Origin of the sequence: Brevibacterium antiquum, assembly GCF_016107655.1 — a bacterium.
GTDB classification, from domain to species: domain Bacteria; phylum Actinomycetota; class Actinomycetes; order Actinomycetales; family Brevibacteriaceae; genus Brevibacterium; species Brevibacterium antiquum.
The window spans coordinates 194599-218418 of the sequence record NZ_JABASX010000008.1 but is presented as its reverse complement, the minus strand read 5'-3'; the positions used below and the strand labels follow the sequence as shown (position 1 = coordinate 218418).

General features: G+C 64.8%; 24 protein-coding genes and 1 other RNA gene. 12 read left to right on the top strand and 13 right to left on the bottom strand.

All coding sequences use genetic code 11. The features are described from left to right. The first annotated feature begins 94 nt into the window (after nt 1-94). Nucleotides 95-1066 carry an NAD(P)/FAD-dependent oxidoreductase gene (locus JFC13_RS14770; RefSeq protein WP_198397817.1) on the top strand — a complete coding sequence of 324 codons (972 nt, stop codon included), beginning with the start codon at nt 95-97 and terminating at the stop codon, nt 1064-1066. Then, nucleotides 1066-1686, top strand: a complete 621-nt coding sequence (locus JFC13_RS14765; protein ID WP_198397816.1) for an SAM-dependent methyltransferase — start codon at nt 1066-1068, stop codon at nt 1684-1686. The genes JFC13_RS14770 and JFC13_RS14765 overlap by 1 nt, the downstream gene beginning before the upstream one ends. 6 nt (nt 1687-1692) lie before the next feature. Here JFC13_RS14765 and JFC13_RS14760 read toward each other — a convergent pair whose 3' ends face one another. From JFC13_RS14760 to JFC13_RS20050, 7 genes are read right to left on the bottom strand one after another with little or no spacing between them, the layout of a single operon-like run. Then, nucleotides 1693-3036 (bottom strand): alkylhydroperoxidase domain protein, encoded by a 1344-nt coding sequence (locus JFC13_RS14760; RefSeq protein WP_198397815.1) that lies wholly within the window; start codon nt 3034-3036, stop codon nt 1693-1695. A gap of 1 nt (nt 3037) precedes the next feature. After that, on the bottom strand, nt 3038-4081 hold the full coding sequence (locus JFC13_RS14755; RefSeq protein ID WP_198397814.1) for a putative FMN-dependent luciferase-like monooxygenase: 1044 nt from the start codon (nt 4079-4081) through the stop codon (nt 3038-3040). Nucleotides 4082-4091: 10 nt separating this feature from the next. Beyond that, nucleotides 4092-5771 carry a dipeptide ABC transporter ATP-binding protein gene (locus JFC13_RS14750; protein ID WP_198397813.1) on the bottom strand — a complete coding sequence of 560 codons (1680 nt, stop codon included), beginning with the start codon at nt 5769-5771 and terminating at the stop codon, nt 4092-4094. After that, nucleotides 5768-6643, bottom strand: a complete 876-nt coding sequence (locus tag JFC13_RS14745; protein ID WP_198397812.1) for an ABC transporter permease — start codon at nt 6641-6643, stop codon at nt 5768-5770. The genes JFC13_RS14750 and JFC13_RS14745 overlap by 4 nt, the downstream gene beginning before the upstream one ends. Next, nucleotides 6640-7695: an ABC transporter permease gene (locus JFC13_RS14740; protein WP_198397811.1), complete on the bottom strand. Its 1056-nt coding sequence runs from the start codon at nt 7693-7695 to the stop codon at nt 6640-6642. The genes JFC13_RS14745 and JFC13_RS14740 overlap by 4 nt, the downstream gene beginning before the upstream one ends. Further along, on the bottom strand, nt 7692-9401 hold the full coding sequence (locus JFC13_RS14735; RefSeq protein WP_198397810.1) for a TIGR04028 family ABC transporter substrate-binding protein: 1710 nt from the start codon (nt 9399-9401) through the stop codon (nt 7692-7694). The genes JFC13_RS14740 and JFC13_RS14735 overlap by 4 nt, the downstream gene beginning before the upstream one ends. Before the next feature lie 52 nt (nt 9402-9453). Then, entirely contained in the window at nt 9454-9510 is a 57-nt protein-coding gene (locus JFC13_RS20050; RefSeq protein WP_353843990.1) for a putative leader peptide, read from the bottom strand. An 82-nt stretch (nt 9511-9592) separates the two neighbouring features. Between JFC13_RS20050 and JFC13_RS14730 the strand changes: the two genes are divergently transcribed. The 4 genes from JFC13_RS14730 to JFC13_RS14715 all read left to right on the top strand — a co-directional run bounded on the left by JFC13_RS14730 (nt 9593) and on the right by JFC13_RS14715 (nt 14403). After that, entirely contained in the window at nt 9593-10246 is a 654-nt protein-coding gene (locus JFC13_RS14730; RefSeq protein ID WP_198397809.1) for a VOC family protein, read from the top strand. Further along, complete coding sequence (locus tag JFC13_RS14725; RefSeq protein ID WP_198397808.1) at nt 10234-10902, top strand: VOC family protein; 669 nt, start codon at nt 10234-10236, stop codon at nt 10900-10902. The genes JFC13_RS14730 and JFC13_RS14725 overlap by 13 nt, the downstream gene beginning before the upstream one ends. Nucleotides 10903-10947: 45 nt before the next feature. Continuing rightward, the gene (locus tag JFC13_RS14720) at nt 10948-11760 is read left to right on the top strand and encodes a DUF3152 domain-containing protein (protein ID WP_332839427.1); all 813 of its coding nucleotides are present in this window, start codon (nt 10948-10950) and stop codon (nt 11758-11760) included. Nucleotides 11761-11850: 90 nt separating this feature from the next. After that, complete coding sequence (locus tag JFC13_RS14715) at nt 11851-14403, top strand: ATP-dependent Clp protease ATP-binding subunit (RefSeq protein WP_198397807.1); 2553 nt, start codon at nt 11851-11853, stop codon at nt 14401-14403. 100 nt (nt 14404-14503) lie between these two features. Here JFC13_RS14715 and JFC13_RS14710 read toward each other — a convergent pair whose 3' ends face one another. The 3 genes from JFC13_RS14710 to JFC13_RS14700 form a co-directional block, all read right to left on the bottom strand. After that, nucleotides 14504-15133 carry an endonuclease gene (locus JFC13_RS14710; RefSeq protein ID WP_198397806.1) on the bottom strand — a complete coding sequence of 210 codons (630 nt, stop codon included), beginning with the start codon at nt 15131-15133 and terminating at the stop codon, nt 14504-14506. A 35-nt stretch (nt 15134-15168) separates the two neighbouring features. Next, nucleotides 15169-15984 carry a YidC/Oxa1 family membrane protein insertase gene (locus tag JFC13_RS14705; protein WP_198397805.1) on the bottom strand — a complete coding sequence of 272 codons (816 nt, stop codon included), beginning with the start codon at nt 15982-15984 and terminating at the stop codon, nt 15169-15171. A gap of 174 nt (nt 15985-16158) precedes the next feature. Continuing rightward, entirely contained in the window at nt 16159-16464 is a 306-nt protein-coding gene (locus tag JFC13_RS14700) for a hypothetical protein (RefSeq protein ID WP_198397804.1), read from the bottom strand. Between the two features lie 154 nt (nt 16465-16618). Here JFC13_RS14700 and JFC13_RS14695 point away from each other — a divergent pair, with 154 nt between their 5' ends. The 5 genes from JFC13_RS14695 (at nt 16619) to JFC13_RS14675 (ending at nt 20402) form a co-directional block, all read left to right on the top strand. After that, entirely contained in the window at nt 16619-17263 is a 645-nt protein-coding gene (locus JFC13_RS14695) for a ClpP family protease (protein ID WP_198397803.1), read from the top strand. Continuing rightward, complete coding sequence (locus JFC13_RS14690) at nt 17260-17841, top strand: ClpP family protease (RefSeq protein WP_198397802.1); 582 nt, start codon at nt 17260-17262, stop codon at nt 17839-17841. Before JFC13_RS14695 ends, JFC13_RS14690 begins: the two co-directional genes overlap by 4 nt. Nucleotides 17842-17933: 92 nt before the next feature. Beyond that, nucleotides 17934-19325 (top strand): sensor histidine kinase, encoded by a 1392-nt coding sequence (locus tag JFC13_RS14685; RefSeq protein WP_198397801.1) that lies wholly within the window; start codon nt 17934-17936, stop codon nt 19323-19325. Beyond that, a complete protein-coding gene (locus tag JFC13_RS14680) occupies nt 19322-19996 on the top strand; it encodes a response regulator transcription factor (RefSeq protein ID WP_198397800.1) in 675 nt (224 codons plus the stop codon). The genes JFC13_RS14685 and JFC13_RS14680 overlap by 4 nt, the downstream gene beginning before the upstream one ends. Before the next feature lie 118 nt (nt 19997-20114). Continuing rightward, nucleotides 20115-20402, top strand: a complete 288-nt coding sequence (locus JFC13_RS14675) for an SHOCT domain-containing protein (RefSeq protein WP_198397799.1) — start codon at nt 20115-20117, stop codon at nt 20400-20402. A 31-nt stretch (nt 20403-20433) separates the two neighbouring features. On the opposite strand, the gene JFC13_RS14670 is transcribed toward JFC13_RS14675, so the two are convergent. After that, a complete protein-coding gene (locus JFC13_RS14670) occupies nt 20434-20784 on the bottom strand; it encodes a helix-turn-helix domain-containing protein (protein WP_198397798.1) in 351 nt (116 codons plus the stop codon). A gap of 164 nt (nt 20785-20948) precedes the next feature. Here JFC13_RS14670 and JFC13_RS14665 point away from each other — a divergent pair, with 164 nt between their 5' ends. Beyond that, nucleotides 20949-21977, top strand: coding sequence for an iron-siderophore ABC transporter substrate-binding protein (locus JFC13_RS14665; RefSeq protein WP_198397797.1), 1029 nt, complete (start codon nt 20949-20951; stop codon nt 21975-21977). A gap of 55 nt (nt 21978-22032) precedes the next feature. Here the strand turns inward: JFC13_RS14665 and JFC13_RS14660 are convergent, their stop codons facing one another. Both JFC13_RS14660 and ffs read right to left on the bottom strand, forming a co-directional pair. Beyond that, nucleotides 22033-23514, bottom strand: coding sequence for a L,D-transpeptidase (locus JFC13_RS14660; RefSeq protein ID WP_198397796.1), 1482 nt, complete (start codon nt 23512-23514; stop codon nt 22033-22035). A gap of 181 nt (nt 23515-23695) precedes the next feature. Continuing rightward, nucleotides 23696-23791, bottom strand: an RNA gene (gene ffs / locus JFC13_RS14655) — signal recognition particle sRNA small type. Nucleotides 23792-23820: the final 29 nt, after the last annotated feature.

Here is a 23820-nt window from a genome sequence, read left to right as displayed (position 1 = left end):
GCAAACTAATTTGCAATGGCGCGTCGTGCTTGTCACCATCGAAGTATTGGAACGCTGCAGAGGCAGTTCCTGATTTCTTGGGAGGACGAGAGGCATGAGCGTGGCAGAGAAGAAGAGCGCAATCCGAGACGTCGTGATCGTGGGAGCGGGAGCGGCCGGCCTCAGTGCGGGCCTGACCCTGGCCCGCGCACGCCGGAGCGTGACCGTGATCGACGCGGGCCAACCGCGCAACGCACCCGCGGACGGAGTGCACGGGCTGCTGGGCCACGAAGACATCAGTCCCCAGGAGCTGCTGACGCGAGGACGAGAAGAGGTGCTCGGCTACGGAGGGGAGCTCATCGACGATGAAGTCGTCGCCGTCAGCGGCGCTGAAGACGGATTCACGCTCAGCTTGCGCAGTGGGAATGCGGTCGAAGGCAGGCGCCTGCTCATGGCCACCGGTTTGGTCGACGAGCTGCCTGAGATCCCGGGTGTCCGCGAACAGTGGGGCCATGGCGTGCTCCATTGCCCGTACTGCCATGGGTGGGAAGTTCGGGATGGCCGCATCGGAGTCCTCGTCACCACCCCGATGGCCGTCCACAAGGCATTCCTGTTCCGCCAGTGGAGTGACCAGGTGATGCTCTTCGCCGGAGACCACGAGCTCAGCGAGGACGAGCAGATCAAGCTGCAGGCACTCGACATCCCAGTGATCGAAGGCGGCATCGCCAGCCTCGAGATCATCGACGACACACTCACCGGTGTACGCCTGGACGATGGGCAGGTCGTCGCTGTGGACGCCGCGGTCGTGGCAACACCGATGGTCGCGCGTACCGAACTGTTCGCAGGCATCGGTCTCGAACCCACGGCACATCCAGCAGGAGCTTTCATCGAAACCGAATCCTTCGGACTGACCTCGGTCCCGGGTGTCTGGGTCGCAGGCAACGCCACAGACATCGGAGCACAGGTCAGCGGTGCGGCGGCAGCCGGAGCGCTCGCCGCCCAGCACATCAACACCGATCTCATCGTCAAAGACCTCGATCGTGCAGTGGAAGAATTGAACGACGAGCAGGCCGGGAGGGCAAGCTGATGACTCACTCATTCGATAAGAACTACTGGGACGAGACCTGGGACGGCGAACGAGCCCCCATGATGCGCTCAGGCGATCCGAACCCCCACCTGGTCCACGAGATCGGTGAGCTCGAGCCCGGGACTGCCCTCGATGCCGGCTGCGGTGCCGGAGCAGAAGCCATCTGGCTGGCGGACAAGGGTTGGGACGTCACCGGCGCCGACGTCGCCGACACTGCGCTGAACTATGCCGAGGATCGTGCGGCCGCTGCCGGGATGTCCGGACGAATCGCATGGGTCCAGGCTGACCTGTCCGTATGGGAACCGGAGACGCAGTTTGACCTGGTCACCACCCACTATGCGCATCCTGCGATGGGGCAGCTGGACTTCTACGACCGCATCGCCTCCTGGGTGGCACCCGGCGGAACCCTGCTCATCGTCGGCCACCTCCATCACCACGGCCATGGCGAATCTCACCCACCTGCAGAAGCCTCAGCCACCGCCGACTCCATCACGGACCGTCTCGATCCAGCGGTCTGGACCCTCGTCACCGCCGAAGAGTCACAGCGGACGATGGTCGTACCTGGAGGCCGCACAGTCACCATCGACGACGTCGTGGTCAGGGCACGGCGCGATCGCTGAGCCTGGTCACTTTCCGGGCGCCAGCACCTCCGGCTCTCCCAGGGAGAGCATGAGCCGATTGGCCCAGTTGAAGAAGGCCGCGCAGTTGAGGACGTCGACGATGTCCCCGTCCTCGAGACCGGCCTCGCGCAGTGCAGTCACATGCGCCGGGCCGAACGCCTGAGGCGTGAGCGTGAGCGCCGCGGAGGCCTCGACGACAGCGTCCCAGACCGCGTCGCCGAGGTTCGACGGTGTGTGAATGCCAGAGTCGAGCAGCGACTGCACCAGGTCGCGGCGCCCGGATTCCTCCGTGGCCCGGTCCGAGTGGATCGAGGCGCAGAACAGGCACCCGTTGAGACGTGAGGCCACGGTCGCGGCAAGCTCGCGTTCGGCCCGGCCGAGTCCGTCGGTGGTGTTGAAGAAGATGTCGAGATCGGTCAGCGTCCGGGCCCGCAGAGCCGCAGGATCCCTGGCCAACAGACGGAAGTAGGGGTTCTTCGCGCGCCCCGCCTCGATCAGAGCCTCGCGCTGGACATCGCTCAGCTCCGCCTCGGCGACGGGTGCGATCCAGGGCACCCACCCCAATCCGGACTGCTGGAACAATGCGGGCCGCTTGAGGTCGGGGTAGGAGCTGACACGATCGCCCACCCGGGCCAGAGCTTCGCTGCCGTTCGAAGAGGCAGCGGATTCCCTCGCCGAGGTGGCCTCGCCGTCATCGTCGACCGCTTCCGGTGGCTCGTCTGCGACGGGGGCCAGGGCCGCGGCCGGTGCGTGGACCAGTGCCGTCAGCCCGGTGCTGATGCGGATCTGGAAGTTGAGGAACGAGACAAGCTGCGCGAGCGTGACGATCGAATCCTCGTCCCATCCGGCATCGAGCAGCAGCGCCATATGTTCGGGACGAGAATCTCGCGGATGCAGGACCAGAAGATGAGCGAATTCGAGCCCGGCGGCCAGCTGCGGACCAAGGACTTCGATGGACTTCTTCTCCACTGACAACCATGGTCCGACAACGTTCTCGTCAGCAAGTGCAGCGGATTCGAAGATTCCGTAGGGGCCGTGCCCAGAGGATCGGGAGTCGAGTTCGAGCAGAGCCTCGTCGAGGAGTTCGGCGATCGCCCAGGAGGCGACCTCGTCCTCATCGCGAAGGAGGTCGCGGTAGAACTCCTCGGCGGCGGGAGATCCCAGCAGCCCGGCGGTGAAGGCGGCGACGGCGTAGCGATCTCGCTGGGAGAACCCCTCGGCCCCGGCAGGTTCCAAGAGAGCTTCGAAGCCGAGCTGCGCATTCTCCTTGGCCTGTGCACGGTGATCGCGGAGAGCATCGAGCGGGTCCTGCGCGGCGATTCCCGCCAGGGTGTTGATGATGTCGGTCATGTCAGGCCGCCTGTTCTGTCGTCAATGTCAGTCCCAGAGCCGGTGCCACCTCGGTGGCCAACAGCTCGATGGACCGCAGGGTGGTCTCATTCGTCGCGGGCACCGAGTGCACCTGGAAGCTGATGTCGGTGGCCTGTGAGAGGACACGGTCTGTCGAGAGGCGTTCGACGACCTGCTCGGGGGTGCCCAGGAACGTATCCGTGGCGACGAGCAGCTCATCAAGGCTCAGGCCCGAGGTGTCGTAGCCGACAAGGCGGTCTGCCTCGGACCGCAGCGCCGGTTCCGTCAGCGCACGCAGCGCGGGCAGATCCTTGGCCTCGGCGACGACGGCCGTGCGGGAGGCGAGGATGCGTGGCTCGATCCCCGCCGGCAGGTTCGACAGATAGGTGTCGATGACCGGCAGCTGCACCTCGTCGAGGGGTGCCCCTGGATTGTCCTGTGGCCGGGGCTGCGTGCGAGAGAGCATGAGGCCATCACCCGCGGCACCGGCCGCTCCGGCACCGCCGGAGGAGAAAGTGGCCTGCCAGAGTCGTTCGGAGAGTCCGCGACCGTCAGACAGGCCGGAGGCCTGCGGGTAGAGGGTGTGTCCGGTGTCCAATGATCTCCCTGCCAGCAGAGTCTTCAGCGCGGCGAGGTTGTCTGCGAAGACTTCGCGGCGGACATCGAAACTGGTGCCGAAGGCCGGGAACGACTTGGGGTTTCCGCCCGAACCGAGTCCGATCTCAAGGCGTCCGCCGGAGAGCACATCGGTGACTGCGACGTCTTCGGCCACACGCACACCGTTCTCCATCGGCAGGGTGATGATCGCTGTGCCCAGCCGAATCCGAGACGTCTGCGCCGCCGCATGGGCGAGGAACACGAGCGGGGAGGGAAGACCACCCTCGGCCGCGGAGAAGTGGTGCTGGGCGACCCAGGCCGAATCGAAGCCGTGGGTCTCGGCCGTCTGGATCTGTTCGAGCGCGAACCGGTAGCGCTGATCGGCCGGAGCGTCCTCGAGCAGGCGTGTGAAGAATCCGAGCCGGGGCCCGGGGGAGCTGTTCGTCATCGTGGTGGTCTCATCTTTCTGCGGCTGCGAGCGGTGTCGGATTCTTCGCGTCCTCGCCGCCGTGGAGTATCACTGGGTGGGGGATCGCGTCGAGGAGGGTGCGTGTGTAGTGTGTCTGCGGGCGAGCGAAGAGGTCCTCCGTCGGTCCGTTCTCCATCAGGCGTCCCTGCGACATCACCGACACCGTATCAGCGATCTGACGCACGACAGCAAGATCGTGGGAGATGAAGACATATGTCAGACCAAGCTCCACTTGGAGCTCATCGAGGAGGTCCAGAATCTGGGCCTGCACGGTGACGTCGAGGGCGGAGACCGCTTCATCGAAGACGACGAGTTCCGGACCGGCGATGAGCGCCCGGGCGATCGCCACTCGCTGCAGCTGACCGCCGGAGAGCTCCTGCGGCCGCCGGTCGAGGAACTCTCTCGGCAGCGACACCCGGTCAAGGGCCTCGGCGACGAGTCCGGGACGCGAAGCCCTGGTCCCGATGCGGAAATTGCGCAGGGGCTCGGTCAGGATCTGCCGAATCGAGTGCTTCGGGTCCAACGCCGAATACGGGTTCTGGTGCACCAGTTGGACTCTGCGTCGGAAGTCCCGACGGCGGACGCGTGCGGCATTGCCCTTCACAGAATCGGCGGTGTCGAAATCGCCGATGCGAATGCGCCCGGACTGCGGGGTGAGGAACCCTGCCAGGGCCTTGCCGGTTGTCGTCTTGCCGGACCCGGATTCGCCCACGATGCCGTGTGTGGTCCCACGTTGAACGCTCAGCGAGACATCGTCGACGCCGATGACCTGATCTTCGTTGCGGGCATAGACCTGAGCCAGTCCCTCGACGGAGACGAAGGCGGCCGAGGACGAGTCTGCCTGCGAGTCCTCGGCGGCCGCGGTGTGGCGCGCCTTCGTCTTCAACGCCGGAGCATCGGCGAGCAGTCGGGCGGTGTAGTCGGTCGCAGGGCGGGAGAAGATCCGAGCTGCCGGACCGGCTTCGACGACCTTCCCAGACTGCATGACGACGACATCATCGGCGCGTTCACCGGCGACAGCCAGATCGTGAGTGATGAAGAGGACGCCCATCCCGGTCTCGGCCCGTAGCCCATCGAGGAGATCGAGAACCTGCTTCTGCACGGTCACGTCAAGCGCCGAGGTCGGCTCATCGGCGATGAGCAGACGTGGACGCAGTGCGATGGCCGATGCGATGAGCACCCGCTGACGCATGCCTCCGGAGAGCTCGTGCGGGAACTGGTCGGCACGCATCCGCGGACGATCGATGCCGACCTTGGCCAGCAGGTCGATGACCTGGGCGCGGGCGGACTTCCGGTCGGCACGCTTGTGGATGCGCAGCGCCTCGGCGACGGATTTCCCGATGGTCTGCAGCGGGTTGAGGGAACTGCCGGGGTCCTGGGGAACATAGCCGATCTGACTGCCGCGGACTCCCCGCCAGGCGCTGGCGCCCAGCGCACCGAGATCGACCTCGCCTAACCGGATGCGCCCACCCGTGATCTGCGCGGAGTCCGGGAGCAGACCGATGACCGCGTTCGCGGTCGTCGACTTCCCGGACCCGGATTCGCCGACGACCGCGGTCATCGACCCGGCAGCAACGGCGAACGAGACGCCGTCGACAGCTGGGGCCGCTGCTTGGGAGTAGGTGACACTGAGATCCTGGACGGACAGCAGCGGTGCGCTCTCGGTCATGATGTCGCCTTTCGCAGGGTGTTGCCGATCTGATGGGTGGCCAGGACGATGGCCATGACGACGAAGCCGGGCAGCACCGTCAGCCACCAGGCGGTGGCCACGAAGTTGCGGCCCTCGGCGATGATGAGGCCCCATTCCGGTGTCGGCGGGGGAGTGCCGTAGCCCAGGAAGCCTAAGGTTGAGATCTGGAGGATCGCGGATCCGATCTGCAGCACGGCCAGGGACAGGACGGGCGAGATCGAGTTGGGCAGGATGTGGCGGAAGAGGACGGAGAAGAAGGTGCCGCCCGAGCCGTAGGCTGCGGCCACGAAGTCGCTTGTGTTGATTCGCACCGCCTCTGACCTCGACAGGCGTGCGAACTGGGCGATGGCCGTGACACCGACGGCGATGGCCGCGTTGATGGTGCCGAAGCCCAAGACGATGACGATCGAGAGGCTGAGCAGGATCGCGGGGATCGAGAGCAGCACGTCGATGAAGCGCATGAGCACATCGTCGAGCCAGCCGCGGCGGGTGCCGGCGATGAGTCCGATCGCCGTTCCCACGACAAGGCCGACGCCCACTGCCACGAGCGCGGCCAGCAGGGACTGAGATGCGCCGTAGACGACGCGGGTGAAGGCATCGCGGCCGGTCTGGTCGGTGCCGAACCAATGGTCGAGGCTCGGGGCCAGCAGCGCGGGAGTGGTTCCGCCGTCATTGGGATCATGGTGGGTGAACAGCGCCGGGAAGAGAGCCCACGCAACGGCGATGAGCAGGACCAGCCCGGAGATGATGGTGGCGGGCCCGATGCTCGCCCGGGTGCGGCTGCGCCGTTTCGATGCCGGACGCGGCGAGCCGGTGCCGGGGGTGCGGGCGAAGGTGTCGATGAGGCTCATGAGTGCGTGTCCTTCTCGTCCCAGTCGAGGTCGACTCCGACGCTGGCAGCGGTGGTCGTCAGCGCTCGGCGAGTTGGTTCGTCGGCAGGCTTCTTCCCCGCCGAGGTGGTTCCTGCCCCAGAACGCAGGCGTACGTCGATGACGGGATAGAGGAGGTCGACGATGAGGTTGATGATCACGTACGTCAGAGTCGCGATGACGACGACGGCCAGGAGGATCGGATTGTCGCGGTGGGTCACTGCCTGGGCCGTGATCTGGCCGATGCCGTTGCGCCCGAACACGGTTTCGGTGACCACGGCGCCGGCGACGAGCTCGCCGAAGACCAGGCCGATGATCGTCAGCCCGGGCAGGATCGCATTGCGGGCGACGGAGTGGACGAGGATCCACAGTTCGCTCGCGCCCTTCGCCGAGGTGACTTTGACGAATCCGGAGGCCTTGACATCGGTGATGGAGCGGATGAGGACCTGCGCGATCGGGGCCGAGAGCGGAACCGCCACGGTCAGGGTCGGGAGGACGAGCGCCTCGGCGGGGGTGGGAGAGACCGCGGAGACGAACCCGAGCTGGAAGGAGAAGATCTGGATCAGCAGGATACCGAGCCAGAACACGGGAATCGAGATGAACAGACTGGGCACGGAGTCGAGGATCTTGCGCAGCCAGCGAAATGGCCCGTAGGTCGCCAGCACCGCGATGACCACGGCCAGGACCACGGCTGAGACGAACCCGGACAGGGCGAGGACCGCCGTCGAGGGCAGGGCCGCGGTGATGATCGTCGACACGGCGGCCCCGGTCTGAACGGAGAACCCGAAGTCGCCGGTGAGGAACCCGCCCAGGCTGAGGAAGTAGCGGCTGATCCAGGATTCGTCGGCCCCGGTCTCGGTCCGGATCGTGGCGATCTGATCGGCTGAGAGGCCCAGTGCCGGGTCGGCGAACCTGGCGGTGACGCCGTCGCCCGGGATGAGGCTGAGCAGTATGAAGGCCGCGGTGAATGCGAGGAGGAGGACGAGAACAGCCTGCCCCAGGCGCAGGAAGAGATATCGGACGTCGAGGATCATTTCTGACCTGCCAACCATGTGCTGTAGAAGTCGGGGCGACCCACCGGTTCGGTCGCGAAGCCGTTGACGCGGCGGCGGAAGGCGAAGACCTGGGGCTCTTCGAAGAACGGCAGCACATAGGCGTTCTCAACGAGGTAGTCCTGGACCTTCTCCGCGGCCTTCTGCCGCTTCTTCGTCACGGGTTCCGAGGCGAGTTCGTCCAGCAGTCGGTCGATCTCGGGATCGATGCTCTCATCACCAGCCTCGTCACGGTCCTTCCCGTTGAGGAAGGCATCGCGGTTGACCGAGGAGTAGTTCGACCGCAGATTGTCGAAGTCCGCGCGGGCGACCATCGAATGATAGATCTGCACGCGATCGAGATCGAGGGCGTCCAGGGTCTGCTTGGACTGGTCACCGGGATTGATGGACAGGCGCACGCCGACGTGGCGCAGCTGCTGCTGGATGAGCGTCTGCACCTCATTCGACCGTGGCTGCGGCAACGCGATATTGACGGCCAGCTCCATGACCTGGCCGTCCTTGACGCGGAAGCCGGCGTCATTGCGTTCGGACCAGCCTGCCTCGTCGAGCAGTCGGTTCGCTTCGTCGGGGTCATGGACCCAGGATCCGGACTGGTCCTTGTAGCCCATGGCTCCCTTGGCCAAGAGCCCGGTGGCCAAAGGGTAGTTGGGGGTGAAGAGCTTGTCGACGATCTCCTGCCGGTCAACGGCGGCGATGATGGCCTGCCTGACCTTGAGGTCGGACAGCAGCTCGTGTCGGAAACGGAAGTTGATGCTGTTGTTGATGCCGTTCGTGGCCTTGGCGTAGAGGCTCAGACCCTGTTCCTTCACCCGAGGTTCGTCGGGGGCCTGGACGTCGCGGACACCGTCGGCCTGCCCGGAGAGCACGGCTCCGATGCGCACCGAGTACTCATTGTTGGCCAGGTAGTCGATGCCGTCGAGGTGGGCTCGGCCTTGGTGGTCGAAGTGCGGTGGCGCCCAGTCGTAGTCCTCGCGGACGCGCACGGACAGCTTCGTCCCGATCGTCTCCTCGGTGATGTGGAACGGACCGCAGGTGTGGATCTGTGTGGCACCGCCGGGACCGAATCCCTCGGCGTCGAGTCCCAGTGTCGAATCGGCGAGCAGACCGGCATTCATCGTCGATGTCGCCTGGGCGAACCCCGGGGAGGGGGCGCTGAAGTGGAAGCGGACCCGATGATCGTCGAGAACTTCGCTGCTCTCATAGTTCGAGATCTGCTCGGAGACCGGGAGAGTGCGGGTCTCGTCGCCTCTGCCGAAGAGGTCGAAGTTCTTCGCCACATTCTGCGCCGTCAGCGCTGAACCGTCGGAGTAGGTCACGCCCCGGCGGATCGTGAACGTGAATTGGGTGGCATCGCCGTTGATCTCCGGCAGCTGCGTGGCCAGCCAGGGGTGGAGTTCGAGAGTCTCCGGGTCCTGCCACAGCAGACGCGCGGAGATGTTGTTCATGATGCCTCCGTTGGGATAGAACCCGACCGAGGGTGGGTAGAGCAGCGTCCAGGTCTGAGGTTCGAAGTAGGTGAGGACTCCGCCCTGCACCGGGTCGCCGCCCTCGGGCAGTGGAACATCGTCGGTGGGGGTGCACGCGCTGAGGGTGATGATCGTGCCCAGCCCCAGCCCGAGGCTGAGGAAGTTGCGTCGCCCGTAGGCTCGAGTGAGGTTCGCCGAGGTGGCTGGACGGAGGTCCGTCATGGAATGTGGTCCTTTGTGCAGATGAAACCGAACGGGGGGTGTGGTCAGGTGCTCAACAATTGGAGCTGGTGAGCCTCTTGAGGTCAATGTGGATCCGACGCCACAGCATTCGGGCCTCTGGGAGTATCTGCATGTTTTGAGTTAAGCGCATCGGCATGCTGACCGTCAATCTGATCGCTTAACATTGAGTCATGTCACTGCCTCCGGAATTCGATCATCTCGTCATCGCCGTGCCCAATCTCGCTGAAAGTGTTGAGCAATATCACGGCATTCTTGGTGTGGAGGCTATTCCGGGTGGCGCTCATCCGGGCCTGGGCACGGCCAATGCTCTGCTTGGTCTCGAGGGGGTCGGTACCGGGGCCGGTCGCGATATCTACCTTGAGATCCTCGGCCCCGACCCCGAACAGGATCCGGGCCTCGCGGCTTCGCGCCTGGCGGGGATCACCGAGCCCACTGTGCAGCGGTGGGCGATCCACCCGGCCGACTTCGACGGACTCGTCACCTCAGCCGCACGATCAATCGAACCGCACATCGACCTCGGCGAGGTTCACGACATGACCCGCCGCACCCCCGAAGGCGCGCTTCTCGAATGGAGACTGACGAGGCGGACACCGCTGGCGCTGGGCGGAATTCAGCCCTTCCTCATCGATTGGAAGGATTCTGTGCATCCCGCACGGCAGGCGATGCCCACTGTTCGCCTCGAGCGGTTCTGGGCGACGAGCCCAGATGTGGACACAACATCCAGAGTTCTGCGATCCTTGGGGGCTACCATCGAGGTTGAGGCAGGAGTCACAGAAACCCTGCACGCCACACTGAAAGGTCCCGGTGGATCATGGACGATCTGAGTACGATTCCCGCCAATCTTGACCACCTCATCATCACGGTGCCTGAACTCGACGCTGGAGTTGCTGAATTCGAGCGCCTCACCGGGGTCCGCCCCGTCGCCGGAGGAAGTCACCCCGGCCGAGGAACCGCGAACTATCTTGTCGGACTTGCCCCAACAGGCTGGGACGCCGGCGCACATGCCTACCTTGAGATACTGGGGCCGGACGCACAGCAGAAGCCACCGGCAGACGGCATCCTGCCGCTGGATGCACATCTGGCGCAGGGTCTGACCCTGCAGACCTGGGCGATCCACCCACATGCCTTCCTCGCGAAGGTCGCCGGTGCGAATTCCGCCGACATCGACTTCGGTGAGGTCAGGGACATGTCCCGGGAGACCGCCGAGGGCGACCTCCTCGAATGGCGGCTGACCTCCCGCTCGCCCCTGCCGCACGACGGTGCGCAGCCGTTCCTCATCGACTGGGGAGAGTCGACCCACCCCGCCGAGGCGCCGCTCCCTTCCGTGGAGCTGCTCGAATTCCGTGTGGAATCCCCGGAGCCCGAGGCGGCGCGGGAGGTGCTCGAGGTGCTCGACGCTGGTGACACCGAGGTCGTCGAGGGGCCGGAATGCCGATTGCGTGCGCGCCTGCGCGGTCCCGGGGGAGAACTCGCGTTCTGAGTCGAACCGCCCGGGAACGGGCACAGGAACGCTAGACTCGGCAGAGTGTCGAGAACTCCCCGCTATTCACAAGGCCCACTGCACTCACGACGTCCGCTGCGGACCGCCTCGGCGATGGTTGCCGCATCCCTGCTCATCGTGCTCAGTGCCTGCGCGCCGGACTCGGGGCAGGAGACCAGGCCTGCACCGTCCTCGAGCGAGACGGTCGCGTCCGGTGAGAGTCCGGCCTCTGCGCAGCCGAGTGAGTCGGCGTCGCCGACGAAGTCCCCGGCACCCAGCAAGTCTGCCGAGCCCGACGTTGATTCCGCCGGTGCTGCCGGTGTGAGTGAGTCCGACATCGATATGAAGGGCAGCGGCGAATGGGACCGCCCGAAGAAGGAGACCGGTCCGAACAGGGAGGGGAAGACCTTCACGGTCGCACTGCGGGTCGAGGACAATCTCCCGATCGACGTCGACGAGGCGGCCGCATTCATCATCACCACTCTCCAGGACGAACGCGGTTGGCAGGACCTCGATGATGTCTCGATCGAAATGGTCGATGAGGGCCAGGACGCGATGATCTCCATCGCCAGCCCCGACACGGTCGACGAGATGTGCCTGCCGCTGCGCACCCTGGGCAAGCTCTCGTGTCGCAACGGCAACAATGTCATCCTCAACGCCAAACGCTGGGTGTCTGCCACAGACGAATTCGACGACACTACCCAGTATCGGCAGTACCTCATCAACCATGAGGTCGGGCACGCACTGGGCCACAGCCATGAATCCTGCCCCGGCTCCGGTGAGACCGCTCCGCTCATGCAGCAGCAGACCAAGGGCCTGCAGGGCTGCGAGCCCAACGGCTGGCCCTCGAAGGGCTAGTCGGGGAGTCGAAGTCGGCACTCGGGAATAAGACCACCGCCTTCGTCGTTGATTGAGTCGTATAGGCTCAACTTTCGACAGGAGGTCAGATTGGCTACGTTCTTCGGATCCGCCGGCTCTGGCGGAGATTCATTCGACGAGTTCCTTGCCCGTTTTCTGCAAGGACAACAGGGCGCCCGCCAGGGGCGCAGCGTCGACATCAACAAGCTGCTGAGCAAGCGCAGTCACGAGGTCATCGACAACGCCGCTGACTATGCCAGAGAGCACGGTCAGTCGGAGGTCGACGCCCTGCACATTCTGCGCACGATGGCAGAGACCGAACCCGGCATCTCGGCGATTCGCCAAGCTGGCGCGGACCCCGAACAGGTCGCCCACGCCGTTGAGGAGCGCCTGCCCGCATCCTCGAGCACGAAACCCGAGGGAGCATTGACCCTGACCGGTTCCGGTCAGCGTGCCCTCCTTGATGCCTACCAGGTAGCGCGGGCATTCGGCTCGACCTACGTCGACCCGGAGCACCTGTTCTTCGCCTTTGTGCTCAACCACGAGATGCCTGCCGGTCGCATCCTCGCCCAGGCGGGCGTGACGCAGGAGCGGCTGCAGGCCGGAGCCGAGGCTGCTGAGGCCGGCGATCCGCAAGGCGGTCCCGGAGCCGGGCAGTCGGAAGAGACCATGCTCCAGCGCTTCGGGACGGATCTCACGGCTCTGGCAGCCGATGGTGATCTCGACCCGGTGATCGGACGTGCTGATGAGATTCAGGAGACGATCGAGATCCTGGCCCGTCGCACCAAGAACAACCCGGTGCTCCTCGGCGAGGCAGGCGTCGGCAAGACAGCGATCGCCGAAGGACTGGCTCAGGCCATCCACAGCGGCGAGATCCCGGCTCAGCTCTCCGGCAAACGAGTCATCGCACTCGACCTGCCGGGAATGCTCGCGGGCACACGCTACCGCGGCGACTTCGAGGAGCGTCTGACAGGCGCACTCGATGAGATCGCCGAAGATGGCGAGATGATCGTCTTCGTCGACGAGCTCCACACCCTCGTCGGTGCTGGCGGCAACGGCGAATCCAACTCGATGGACGCCGGCAACATCCTCAAGCCCAGGCTGGCCCGAGGAGATCTGCACCTGCTGGGCGCGACCACGCTCAAGGAATACCGCACGATCGAGAAGGACACAGCTCTCGAACGTCGGTTCCAGCCGGTGCGGATCGGAGAACCGAACATCGAGGATGCTGTAGCGATCCTCGAGGGGCTCAAGGGCCGTTACGCCGAGCACCACAACGTGACGTACACACCTGAGGCGATCCGCGCCTCGGTGGAGCTCTCCGATCGCTACATCAACGACAGGTTCCTGCCGGACAAGGCGATCGACCTCATCGATCAGGCGGGGGCTCGTCTTTCGCTGCGTCGTGGGCCCAAGATCGATGCCCAGGCTCTGCGGACGGAGATCGAGCGGCTCGAAACCGAGAAGAGCACCGCCATCGGCGAAGAGAACTATGAGCGCGCCGGAGAACTCCGCGACGAGATCATGAGTCTTGGGGAGAAGCTGCATGCAGCCGAGAACCCGGACGAAGACACGGTGCAGGCTGGGGCCGACGCCAATCCCGGCGTCGTCGACGCCGACCAGATCGCACAGGTCGTGTCCCGTGCCACCGGAATACCGGCGGGGAACATGACTCAGGGACAGAAGACAAAACTGGCCCAGCTCGAGGAGGTCCTGCATGGTCGTGTCATCGGCCAGGACGATGCGGTGACAGCAGTGTCCAAGGCCGTTCGCCGGTCACAGATGGGCATGGGGGACCCGAACCGTCCCATCGGCAGTTTCCTGTTCCTGGGCCCCACGGGCGTGGGCAAGACGGAGCTGGCCAAGTCTCTGGCAGCGACCCTGTTCGATGACGAGTCGGCGATGATCCGGTTCGATATGAGTGAGTTCGGCGAGCGTCACACCGTATCGCGCCTGGTGGGTTCGCCTCCCGGCTACGTCGGTTACGACGAAGCCGGTCAGCTCACCGAACAGGTCCGGCGGAAGCCGTACTCGGTGATCCTGCTCGACGAGGTCGAGAAGGCGCACCCGGACGCATTCAATCTGCTGCTCCAGGTCCTCGACGACGGTCGTCTGACCGACGGACAGGGGCGAACCGTGGACTTCCGGAACACCGTCGTCATCATGACGAGCAATCTGGGCTCCGAGTTCATGGCCGGCAGCACCCCGCTGGGCTTCAGCTCCACCGATGCGAAGGTCACCGAGAAGGACCTGAGGGCGAAGGTGATGGGCAAGCTCAAGGAAGTCATGCGCCCCGAGTTCCTCAACCGGATCGACGAGACCGTGATGTTCTCGCGGCTCGACCGTGAGCAGCTGCGCGTCATCGTCCGTCTCCAGCTGGAGCAGTCGGTGCAGCGCCTGGCGCACCAGGACATCAGCCTGAGCGTGTCCGAGGATGCTGTGGAATGGCTTGCTGATGCCGGGTACGAACCCGAGTTCGGTGCTCGTCCGCTGCGGCGTGTGATCCAGCGTGAGCTCGACGACCGCATCGCTGACCTCCTCGTCAACGACGCGGTGTCAGAGGGCGGAACCGTCAGCGCCACCGTCGAAGACGGAGCGCTGCACGTGATCGCGGGCTCTGCCGAGGTCCCCGTGGCAGCCTGAGTCAGAGGCTGTCTGCGAGCTCAATCGACGAGCGGGCCCGGGCCGGAGGATTCTTCCTCCGGCCCGGGCCTTCTTCTGTCCTTCGCCCGCGTGACCGGGGTCAGCCGTCGAGGAGGCCAGGGTTCTGAGCCACTCTCACGAGTGCCGCGGCCAGATTCGCGAACTCGTTCCCGGCGACCAGTTCGGCCAGTTCGTCGGTATCTTCGGGCAGGCCAGCGTTCTTGGCTCCCTTGTGAACGAGCTTGTCGGTGAACGGTCCGACCTCGGGCCACACCTGCTGCGCCTCACGCAGGAAGATGCTGGCTCCGGTGGGACCGATCCCGGTGAACTCCTGCAGGAGCGTCGAGACTCGAGCAGCGTCGTTATCGGCCTCGTCGCGCAGACGCCGAAGGTCACCGTTCCACCGATCGATGAGGAGTGCGGCTGCCTCGTCCAGGCGGGTCGCAGTGCTCTCGTCATACCGGCGATAGCCTCCGCGCCCCAGCGCATCGACTCGCTGCTGCCACGTGCTCTCGCGCAGGCGCTGGGGCGTCCTCCACCCAGTGGAGAAGAGTTCACGTGCAGTTCCGATGGCGATATCAGAGCTGATCCGCGTCGACAGCAGCAGGCTGAGAACGAGGAGCTGCCACAGCGGAGCGGGTTTGTCCCGCAACGTGATTGCCGCCTCGGCTGCGAATGTGCGACCGTGCTCATCCACCAGGCGGCGCGCGAGGTCTCGATGTGTGCTCATGTCGCAGATGCTAGGCCATCAGCCTGACAATCTCTTCAGGCAGCCGAGCTGCTCTGAATCTTCTGCTGGGTCCCGTCCTGCTCGTCAACTTTGAAGGCACGGTTGAGTACGAGACGCTCTGCCAAGGTCCATGCCGTCGTCGTCATGAGATAGAGGGTGGCCGCCAGCGGCACGAACAGGGCGATGACCGCCGTCATGAACGGCATGAAGCTCAGCACCCTGGTCACGCCGGAGAGGTCCGGCATAGCGGGTCGATCGGTGGTGGAAGCCTGGACCGGCGGCGTCTGCGGCATGTCGGGGGTCAGGAGATGCCGCGACAGGGCGGCGACGACAGTGATGATCACGACGATGACGGCGAAGACCGCAGTACTGACCACCGTCAGATCCCCGCCACCCAGGAGACCGACGAAGCCGGCATTGAGGGGGATGCCCAGCAGCGAATGATTGAGGAGCTCATTCGCATGCCCGCCGATCGTGGATTGGATGAAGATGCCGTAGACGGCCATGAGTACCGGCATCTGAGCGAGCACGGGCAGGCAGCCGGCCATCGGGGAGGCCTTCTCCTCCTTGTAGAGCTCCATGATCTTCTGCTGCATGAGCTCGGGATTCTTCTTGTGTCGGGACTGCAGCTCGGAGATCTTCGGTGCCAGCCGACGTCGCGTGTTTCCGGCTCTGACCTGTGACAGGCCCACGGGGATGAGGACGGCGCGTATGACGAGCGTGAGCACCACGATGGCCAGCGCGGCGCTTGCGCTGCCCGCCAGTGGTTCGAGCAGGGTCGAGAGCCAGGTGACGACCCAATAGGCGGCGTTGACGAGCAGTTCAATGGGTGGAAATTCGTAGATGTTCATGGTGAGTGCCCTCCTGGGCGCCGCCGATGCGCATAAGCATGCAGGCAGCAGTGGTGATGTCGTCATGGGGTTCATTGACTCAACGACGCATGGCGACACACGGGCAGGCTCTCAGGGAGCAGGCAGGAGTGACGTCAGAGACCGTGCCTCGGGGCACGGCGATCAAGTCGTCGTTCAGGCGAAGGAGCGAACGACGAAGGAGGGGGCTCTGGCTTGTGCGGTGCCCGGAGTCCCGGGTTCCTCAGGTATGCGGAATTCGCGAACGTCGGTTCGTTCGCGTCGCATCCAGGGACCGTGGGGAGCCAGGGACAGAGTCCTGACGAGAGCGTTTGCTGCCCAAGGCGCCACCGGTGACAGCAGCACCGCGCCCAGAAGCACGAGGACGATCAGATGCATGGACGACTGGGGAATGACCGAATCGACATCGGCGCTCAACAGCACCACGATGAACTGAACTGTCATCCACAGGTTCAGCAGCATTCCGGTCGACCTTCCCGTTGAAATCGTCGCTTGATTTTATCACGACGGCACTGCACGTCGTCTGGGAAAGCGGCACTGTCCGCTCACAGCGGCAGACTCCCGCTTGGAGCAGAAACACCTTCCCGCCCGGCGCAGCGAGAGCCACAGTGGTGACATGAACAGACGAATCGACACCAGAAATGTCCCAGTCCCGCCGAGGTGGGGCGACCCGGAGGACGCCCCCACACCGACGTCCATCCCCGAATCCCAGAGAATGCTCTACGCCTACCGCTCGGTTGTCTTCAACGGGGAGCTGCGTGATGAGAACGGCATGGAGATCATCTCCCGCCTCGTCCTCCTCTCCGCCGAGGATCCCCACAGCGACATCCACCTGTGGATCAACTCACCCGGCGGGTCGGTGCCGATGATGCACGCGATCGCCGACACGATCGAAACTCTGCCCAATGATGTGGTCACGGTGGCGTTCGGGTGGGCCGCCTCGGCGGGGCAGTTCGTGCTCATGATGGGCACACCCGGCAGACGACTCGCCCTGCCCCATGCCAGGATCCTCCTGCACCAGGGATCGGCAGGCATCGGGGGTGCCGCCGCCGACATCGAACTGCAGTCCGGGGATCTGCGCAACGTCCGCGATTCGGTCCTGCACCGCATCGCCGAGGCGACGGGGAAGACATATGAGCGCATCTTCGAGGATTCCCTACGTGATCGGTGGTTCACCGCGAAGCAGGCACTCGACTACGGGCTCATCGACCGCGTCGTCGACTCCCCAGCCGATCTGCGCGGCGGGATCGGTGCGCCATGAGCCAGTACACGATTCCGAATGTCGTTGACCGCTCGGGCGGTGGGGAGAAGATCGTCGACGTGTATTCCCACCTGCTGGGCAACCGCATCATCTACCTGGGCGTGCCGATCGACGACGGGGTGGCCAACACTGTCATCGCGCAGCTGCTCCACCTCGAGGCGAGCAGTCGCGAACTTCCGATCCAGATGTACATCAACTCACCGGGCGGATCGCTGACGGCCATGACCGCCATCTACGACGCGATGCAGCACATCGGGGCACCGGTGGCGACCATCTGTGTGGGGCAGGCGGCCGCTGATGCCGCGGTGCTCTTGGCCGCCGGAGAGCCCGGTCAGCGCTCGATGCTCGGACACGCTCGTGCGGTTCTGCGCCAACCCCATGCCGAGGGTGCACGCGGGGCAATCCCCGATCTCATCGTCGCTGCCGACGAGATCGCCCGACAACGACGGGAGGTCGAGGCGATGCTGGCGCAGGGGACCGGGCGCAGCATGGAGCAGATCCATGACGACCTCGACCGGGACCTCGTCCTCGATGCGCAGGCGGCCCGGGACTTCGGCCTCGTCGACCAGATCCTCTGAGGTTCTCCCGGGCAGCTGTACTCCGTGGGTAGTCCGGTCGGATACTCCCTTGGTACGACGCCGAATCCGGCGGCAGTGACTAGGATCGGAGGATGAGCCGATCCAGGCGCGCCCCCGCCGAGGCGAGCGAGACCGATGCTGATCGTCGTGTTCGTCATCGACCTCGACTGCGCCTGGTTGCACTGAGCGTCCTGGCCCTGCTGCTGCAGCTGCCCTTCGCCGTGTTCATGGCCACGTACGATGGTGCCGATGCCCTGGTCGGCGGTGTGCGCATCGCAGTCGCCCTGCTGTCCCCGATGATCTTCCTGCTGTGCGCACGTTGGCCGGGCCCGAGAGTCGCGATCATCGCCGGACTGACGCTGGTCGACATTGTCGTGTGGTCCGCAGTGGCCAGATCCAGCCTTTCCGGTGTGTGGGCCCACGGTCCACGCAATCGGTCCTGGTCTGGGGAGGGGCCGGGCGGGATGTGGGCGCAGGGGCTGACCGGGCCTGAGATGACACCGTTCTATGCGGCGTTCCTCTTCGCTCTCGTCGTGGCCATGGTCCGCGGTCACCAGATCTGGGCCATAGCCTCGGCCTCCGGTGTCTGGTTGGGTGCCCTGCTGCTCGGCTCCTTCTTCGACGTCGACTGGTCGGTGGGGCGTGTGGCCTCTGCGACGATCGGTCTGCTCATTACTCTGGGCATCGGAGCTTTCGCCCGGCGCAGGCGCGAGGGCAGGAGGATCGCGGCCGAGGAGGCTCGGGACCGGCACCATGAGGTGATTGAGGCCGAAAGGCTGCGCATCGCCAGAGACCTGCACGATGTGCTGGGCCATTCGCTGTCTCAGATCAACGTGCAGGCCGGTGTGGGCGAACACCTCATCGACCGCGACCCTGAGCAGGCCAGGCGTGCGCTCGCTGCCATCAAGGAGCTGAGCCGAACGGGACTCAACGAGGTCCGCTCCGTGCTCCACACGATGCGCTCGGACGCCGCCGACCCCGACACAGCCAGTGTCGGCGAAGATACAGTCGGCGAAGGCACGGCCGAGCCGCTGGCCCCAGTGCCCGGCCTCGACGATCTGCCGGCCCTCATCGCCGCGATGACGGGCCGATCATCCATCCACCTCGATGACACGCGCGAAGTTCGAGCCGACGGGACTCGAGAGACCCCCGGCAGTGCCGCCGATGCGGCCGCCTATCGGATCGTGCAGGAGGCGCTGACGAATGTGGTCCGCCACGCTCACGCCACCCAGGCGAACGTCAGAGTCTTCCGTGACGGCGAGTTCCTGCACATCGAGATCGGCGACGACGGCCACGGAACCGACAATGCGAGCCTCGGGCGAGACTACTACTCGGGCACCGGACTCATCGGGATGCGGGAGAGGACCAAGCTCCTCGACGGAACCTTCGAGATCACCTCGGCGAGCGGGGAGGGCACGCGCATCAGCGTCTGGCTGCCCTGGACCAGCGGACACGCACGAGCAGATTGGCAGGCTCAGGTATGAGCGATATCTCGGTGGCGATCGCCGATGACCACCAGCTGGTCCGCGCCGGCTTCGCCTCGCTGTTGGACGCGGAACCGGGCATCAGCGTGCGCGTGCAGGCCTCCGGTGGGGAGGAGCTGCTGGAGAAGCTGGCAGCGACGCCGGTCGACGTCGTGCTCATGGATATCCGGATGCCAGGCGGTGACGGACTGTGGGCCACCGAGGCGATCGCAGACGATCCGGGCCTCGGCCACGTGCGGGTCGTGCTGGTGACGACCTTCGGCCTCGACGAGTACATCGTGCGCGCGGTCAGGGCAGGCGCCAGCGGGTTCCTGCTCAAGGACACCGAGCCGGTCGACCTGATCAGAGCGGTGCGCGTCGTTGTCGAGGGCGAGGCGCTGCTCTCGCCCGAAGTGACCAAATACCTGTTGTCGAGGATGTCCTTGGGCCTGCGGGCGGAGCCGGCAAAGCATCTCGACGTCCTGACACAGCGAGAACGCGAAGTCCTCGCCCTCGTCGGTCAGGGGCTGTCGAACGACGAGATCGCCGGCCGGCTGGTCCTCTCCCCGCTGACGGCGAAGACCCATGTCTCGCGCATCATGACCAAAACTGCCGCACGCGACAGGGTCCACCTGGTCGTGCTCGCCTATGAGTCCGGGTTGGTCTCCCCTGGGTGGCTGCGCGACCAGTAGAAGCTCATCCCCAGCGAGTACCTGAAGTGACTCCTGGTGGGGGATTCGCCGTGGCGCCCGCCGGCGAAGGATGGATGCCATATCCACGAGCGACGTGGATTCCTGACAAGGAGGCATCATGCACATGGAACACGGACCCGCGGCCTGGCCGCTCTTCTTCCTCATCCCGATCTTCTGGGTGCTCATCATCGGATTGGTCGTCACCCTCATCATCACGCTCAACCGGCGTCGCTGGCGCCAAGCAGGGGGACCACCCTGGGCAGATGCTCAGGGCCGTTTCGGATCGACGAAGAACGCGGAGGCGACCCTGTCTGAGCGCTTCGCCCAAGGCGATATCGACGAAGCCGAGTATCGGGCACGGCTCGAAGTGCTGAGAACCAATCAGCTCGATTCCGGGACGAGCTGAGACGACGAGCTGAGCCGACCGGACTGTGAAATCAGGCCACGAGTGAGAGCTGCGCCCGCCCACCGCTGAGCGGGGCTGAGCGCCCGTCGACGGAGAACGCGGGCGCAGCTCTCGTCATGGACGAGGCAGCGAGAACGAGAACCTGAGGGAGTGCGAGGCCGAGAACCACGGCGATTGCCTCGATGACCTCCGACGATGGATCCTTGAGGCCGCGCTCGACCTCGGACAGGTATTGGGTTGACACTCCCGAGCGTCGCGACACCTGTGCCAAGGTCAGGGCCAGCTCGGTGCGGCGCAGCCGCAGCACCCGCCCGAGAGTCTCGCGCCACAGCAGCGCCGGGGCCTGATCGCCTTGTCCGTCCGTGACTCGAAGTGGTTCCATGGTGTGATCCTAAGAGCCTTCGGCTGCGGTGGCACGAGTTTCTGCTCTGAGCAGACGAATTGCAGCTGAGCAGTCGAGTTGCACCAACACCACAAGGTTAAGTTAGGCTGTCCTATGTTCATGTTGAGGGGTCGATAGCGATCCCCACAGTCGAAAGGGCAGGAATGTCAGCTCATCTCTCTCGCCGGGCCATGGCCATAGGCACCATCGTCACGCTCGCCTTCAGCGCGAGCGCCTGCAGCCAGGGCTCGGCGGATGCGGAGAAGTCGGCCTCAAGCGACTTCCAGACCGTCACGATCGAACATGCGCTGGGCAAGGCCGTCATCGAGGCCGAACCGAAGCGCGTCGTGACCCTCGGCCAGGGCTCGACCGAGACAGCCATCGCGTTGGGCAAGACCCCCGTCGGCATGGAGGAATACGCCTGGGGCAGCGATGCCACCGGCTACATGCCGTGGATCCATGAGGCTGTGAAGGAGAAGGGGGACAAGCTTCCCACGCAGTTCCAGGGAGATACGGAGCTCGACGTCGAAGCGATCGCCGAGCTCGAACCTGATGTGATCCTCGCGCCGTGGTCCGGCGTCACCGCCGATCAGTACAAGCAGCTCGACGCCATCGCACCCACGGTTGCCTACCCCAAGCAGCCGTGGACCATCGAATGGGATGAGCAGATCACCACCATCGGCAAGGCACTGGGCCAGAAGAAGGAGTCTGAGGGGCTCGTCGCCGACATCAAGACGCAGCTCTCCGAAGCCAAGCGGTCCGAATACGAGGGACTCACATTCTCCTACATCTACAACGACGGACCGGGCACCCTCGGCGTCTTCTACCCCAATGAGCAGCGGGTGGCGATGGTCTCGGCTCTGGGTCTGACCCCCGATCCCATCATCAACAAGCTCAAGAAGAACTACGATGCTCCGGGCACGGACTCGGCTCTCATCGGCCTCGAGAACGCCGACAAGCTTGACGACTCTGACCTCATCTTCACCTTCTACTCCGATGAGAAGAGCAAGAAGGAGATCGAGTCACAGAGCGTGTACTCCAACATTCCGGCAATCAAATCCGGTGCGGTAGTCGCTCCCGAAGACCAGGCCTTCGTCACCGCTTCGTCGATCATCAACCCGCTCACCGTTCCCTGGACGCTCGAGCGCTACGTCCCGATGATCGACAAGGCAGCGAAGAAGGTCAAGAAGTAGGACGTCAAGGGGCCGAGCGGCACACGGGGACGCAAGGCGGGCGCACTGCAGACAATCAGTCGAGTGCGCTCATCTTCTTCCAGTCGTCCCAGTCGTAGACCCAGTCGGAGATGTCGCTGGCGGCGGTGGACAGGCTGACGTTCGAGCCTGTGATCTCGACCGGATCGCCGAAGATCGCCGAGTCGTAGTACTGCTTGGCGCGCGCGGTCGACAGGTTGATGCAGCCGTGGGAGACATTCGCCGATCCTTGGACCCCTGTCGACCAGGGAGCGGCGTGGATGAATTCTCCGTTGTTGTGGATGCGCACGGCCCAGCGCACGTCGGTTTCGTAGTCCCACTGCTCGGACGTCATCGTGTAGTCTGCCGACTTCGACATGACCACATGCGTTCCGTTGTATGACGGAGACTTCGCCGCACCCAGCGAGGCGGGGAAGTCCATGACCTCTTTGCCGTCGCGGGTGACGGTCATGCGGTGAGACTTGGCATCGGCCTTGACGATCTGCTTGCGGCCGATGTCGAAATCAAGGGTGAGGTCGTTCTGGCCGACCGTCTTCGTCGTGGTGGGGACGTTCTTCAGTGGGGCGTCGACGGAGACCTTCGAGTGCGCGGGCCAGAAGTCCTTGGGGCGGAAGTGCAGACGTGACTGCGGATCGTCAGGCAGCCATGCCCAGGAGCCCTCGACCTTGCGCTTCTTGCCCTCGTTGTCGGTGACATTGACCGTCAGGCGACGCTCGACATCGTCACGGTACTGCTTGCTCACTGTGGAGCCGAAGCTGAGGATGATCGGTGCGCCCACGCCCACAGTCTGGTCATCGGAGAGGGTCGTGCGCACGGACATCGGTGAGGCGTCGCCGGCTGGCACCTTGACCGTGGAAGTGAAGTCGTGTTCCTGCCCATCCGCCGAGGTGGCAGTGGCCGAGAGCTCGTAGGTGCTGTCGGCCACGAGGCCGTAGGCCGAAACCCAGGCCGCAGCGTCGTCGGGAGCCATGACCGAGTGCTCGTCCTTGGCAGAGTCCTTCTTCGCAGCGGCCTCGGTTGCAGCGGTTTCGCTTGGAGTCGCAGAGCCCGCCTCATCAGAGGACGTCTGGCTCTGGTCGGCTGCCTCGAGTTCGGCCCCGGCGGTGTCGAAGAAGACTCCAGGGTCAGATGTGATTCGGGGGTGTTCGGACTCGGTGATCGAAATGTCGCTGAGTGTCGCGTTCTCGACGCTGAGGCTGATGCGCTCACCCGGTTCGGCCGTTGACTCCGTGCCCGATTCGACGACTTTCCCACTCTGTCCCGGGGTGGGTGACTTGGTGCCGGTCGGCTCGGCCGATGAGGTGGAACCGGAAGTCTTCGCTGAAGATCCCTGCGCAGGGGACTTGGCTGCCTCTTCCTCGGAGATCGTGCCGATTCGGAAGACGGTTTCGGCAGCGGCTTCGGCAGTCTTAGCATCATCGCGAGTGGAATCGGAGTCAGAGCCCGAGGGGGTGCAGGCCGTGAGCAGAGCGATTGCCGATAGGGCAGCAACCGCCCCGTGAATCTTCTTGGGTGACAAAACAGGGATCCTCGTTCGAACAAAGGGGATGAGAGCTGCAGACCATGCTAGTGAAGCCAAATCACGAAAGTATTAAAGCAATGCCTGAAATCGTCGGGAATTGCCCATTTCTCGCCGTCGAGAGTGGCCCTGACCTGGACTGACATAGGGGAGGGGAGTTGTGGAATTGTGACCTTGAGATATGAAGGACTCCCCGTGCACCCGCCAGAGCTCGCTTACCCTTGCTGCCTTCCGGCCCTGGGGGAGTTCACAAGATGACGCCGCACGGGGAGCCATCGATCAGTGTAGTCGAGAGCATCCTCGAGG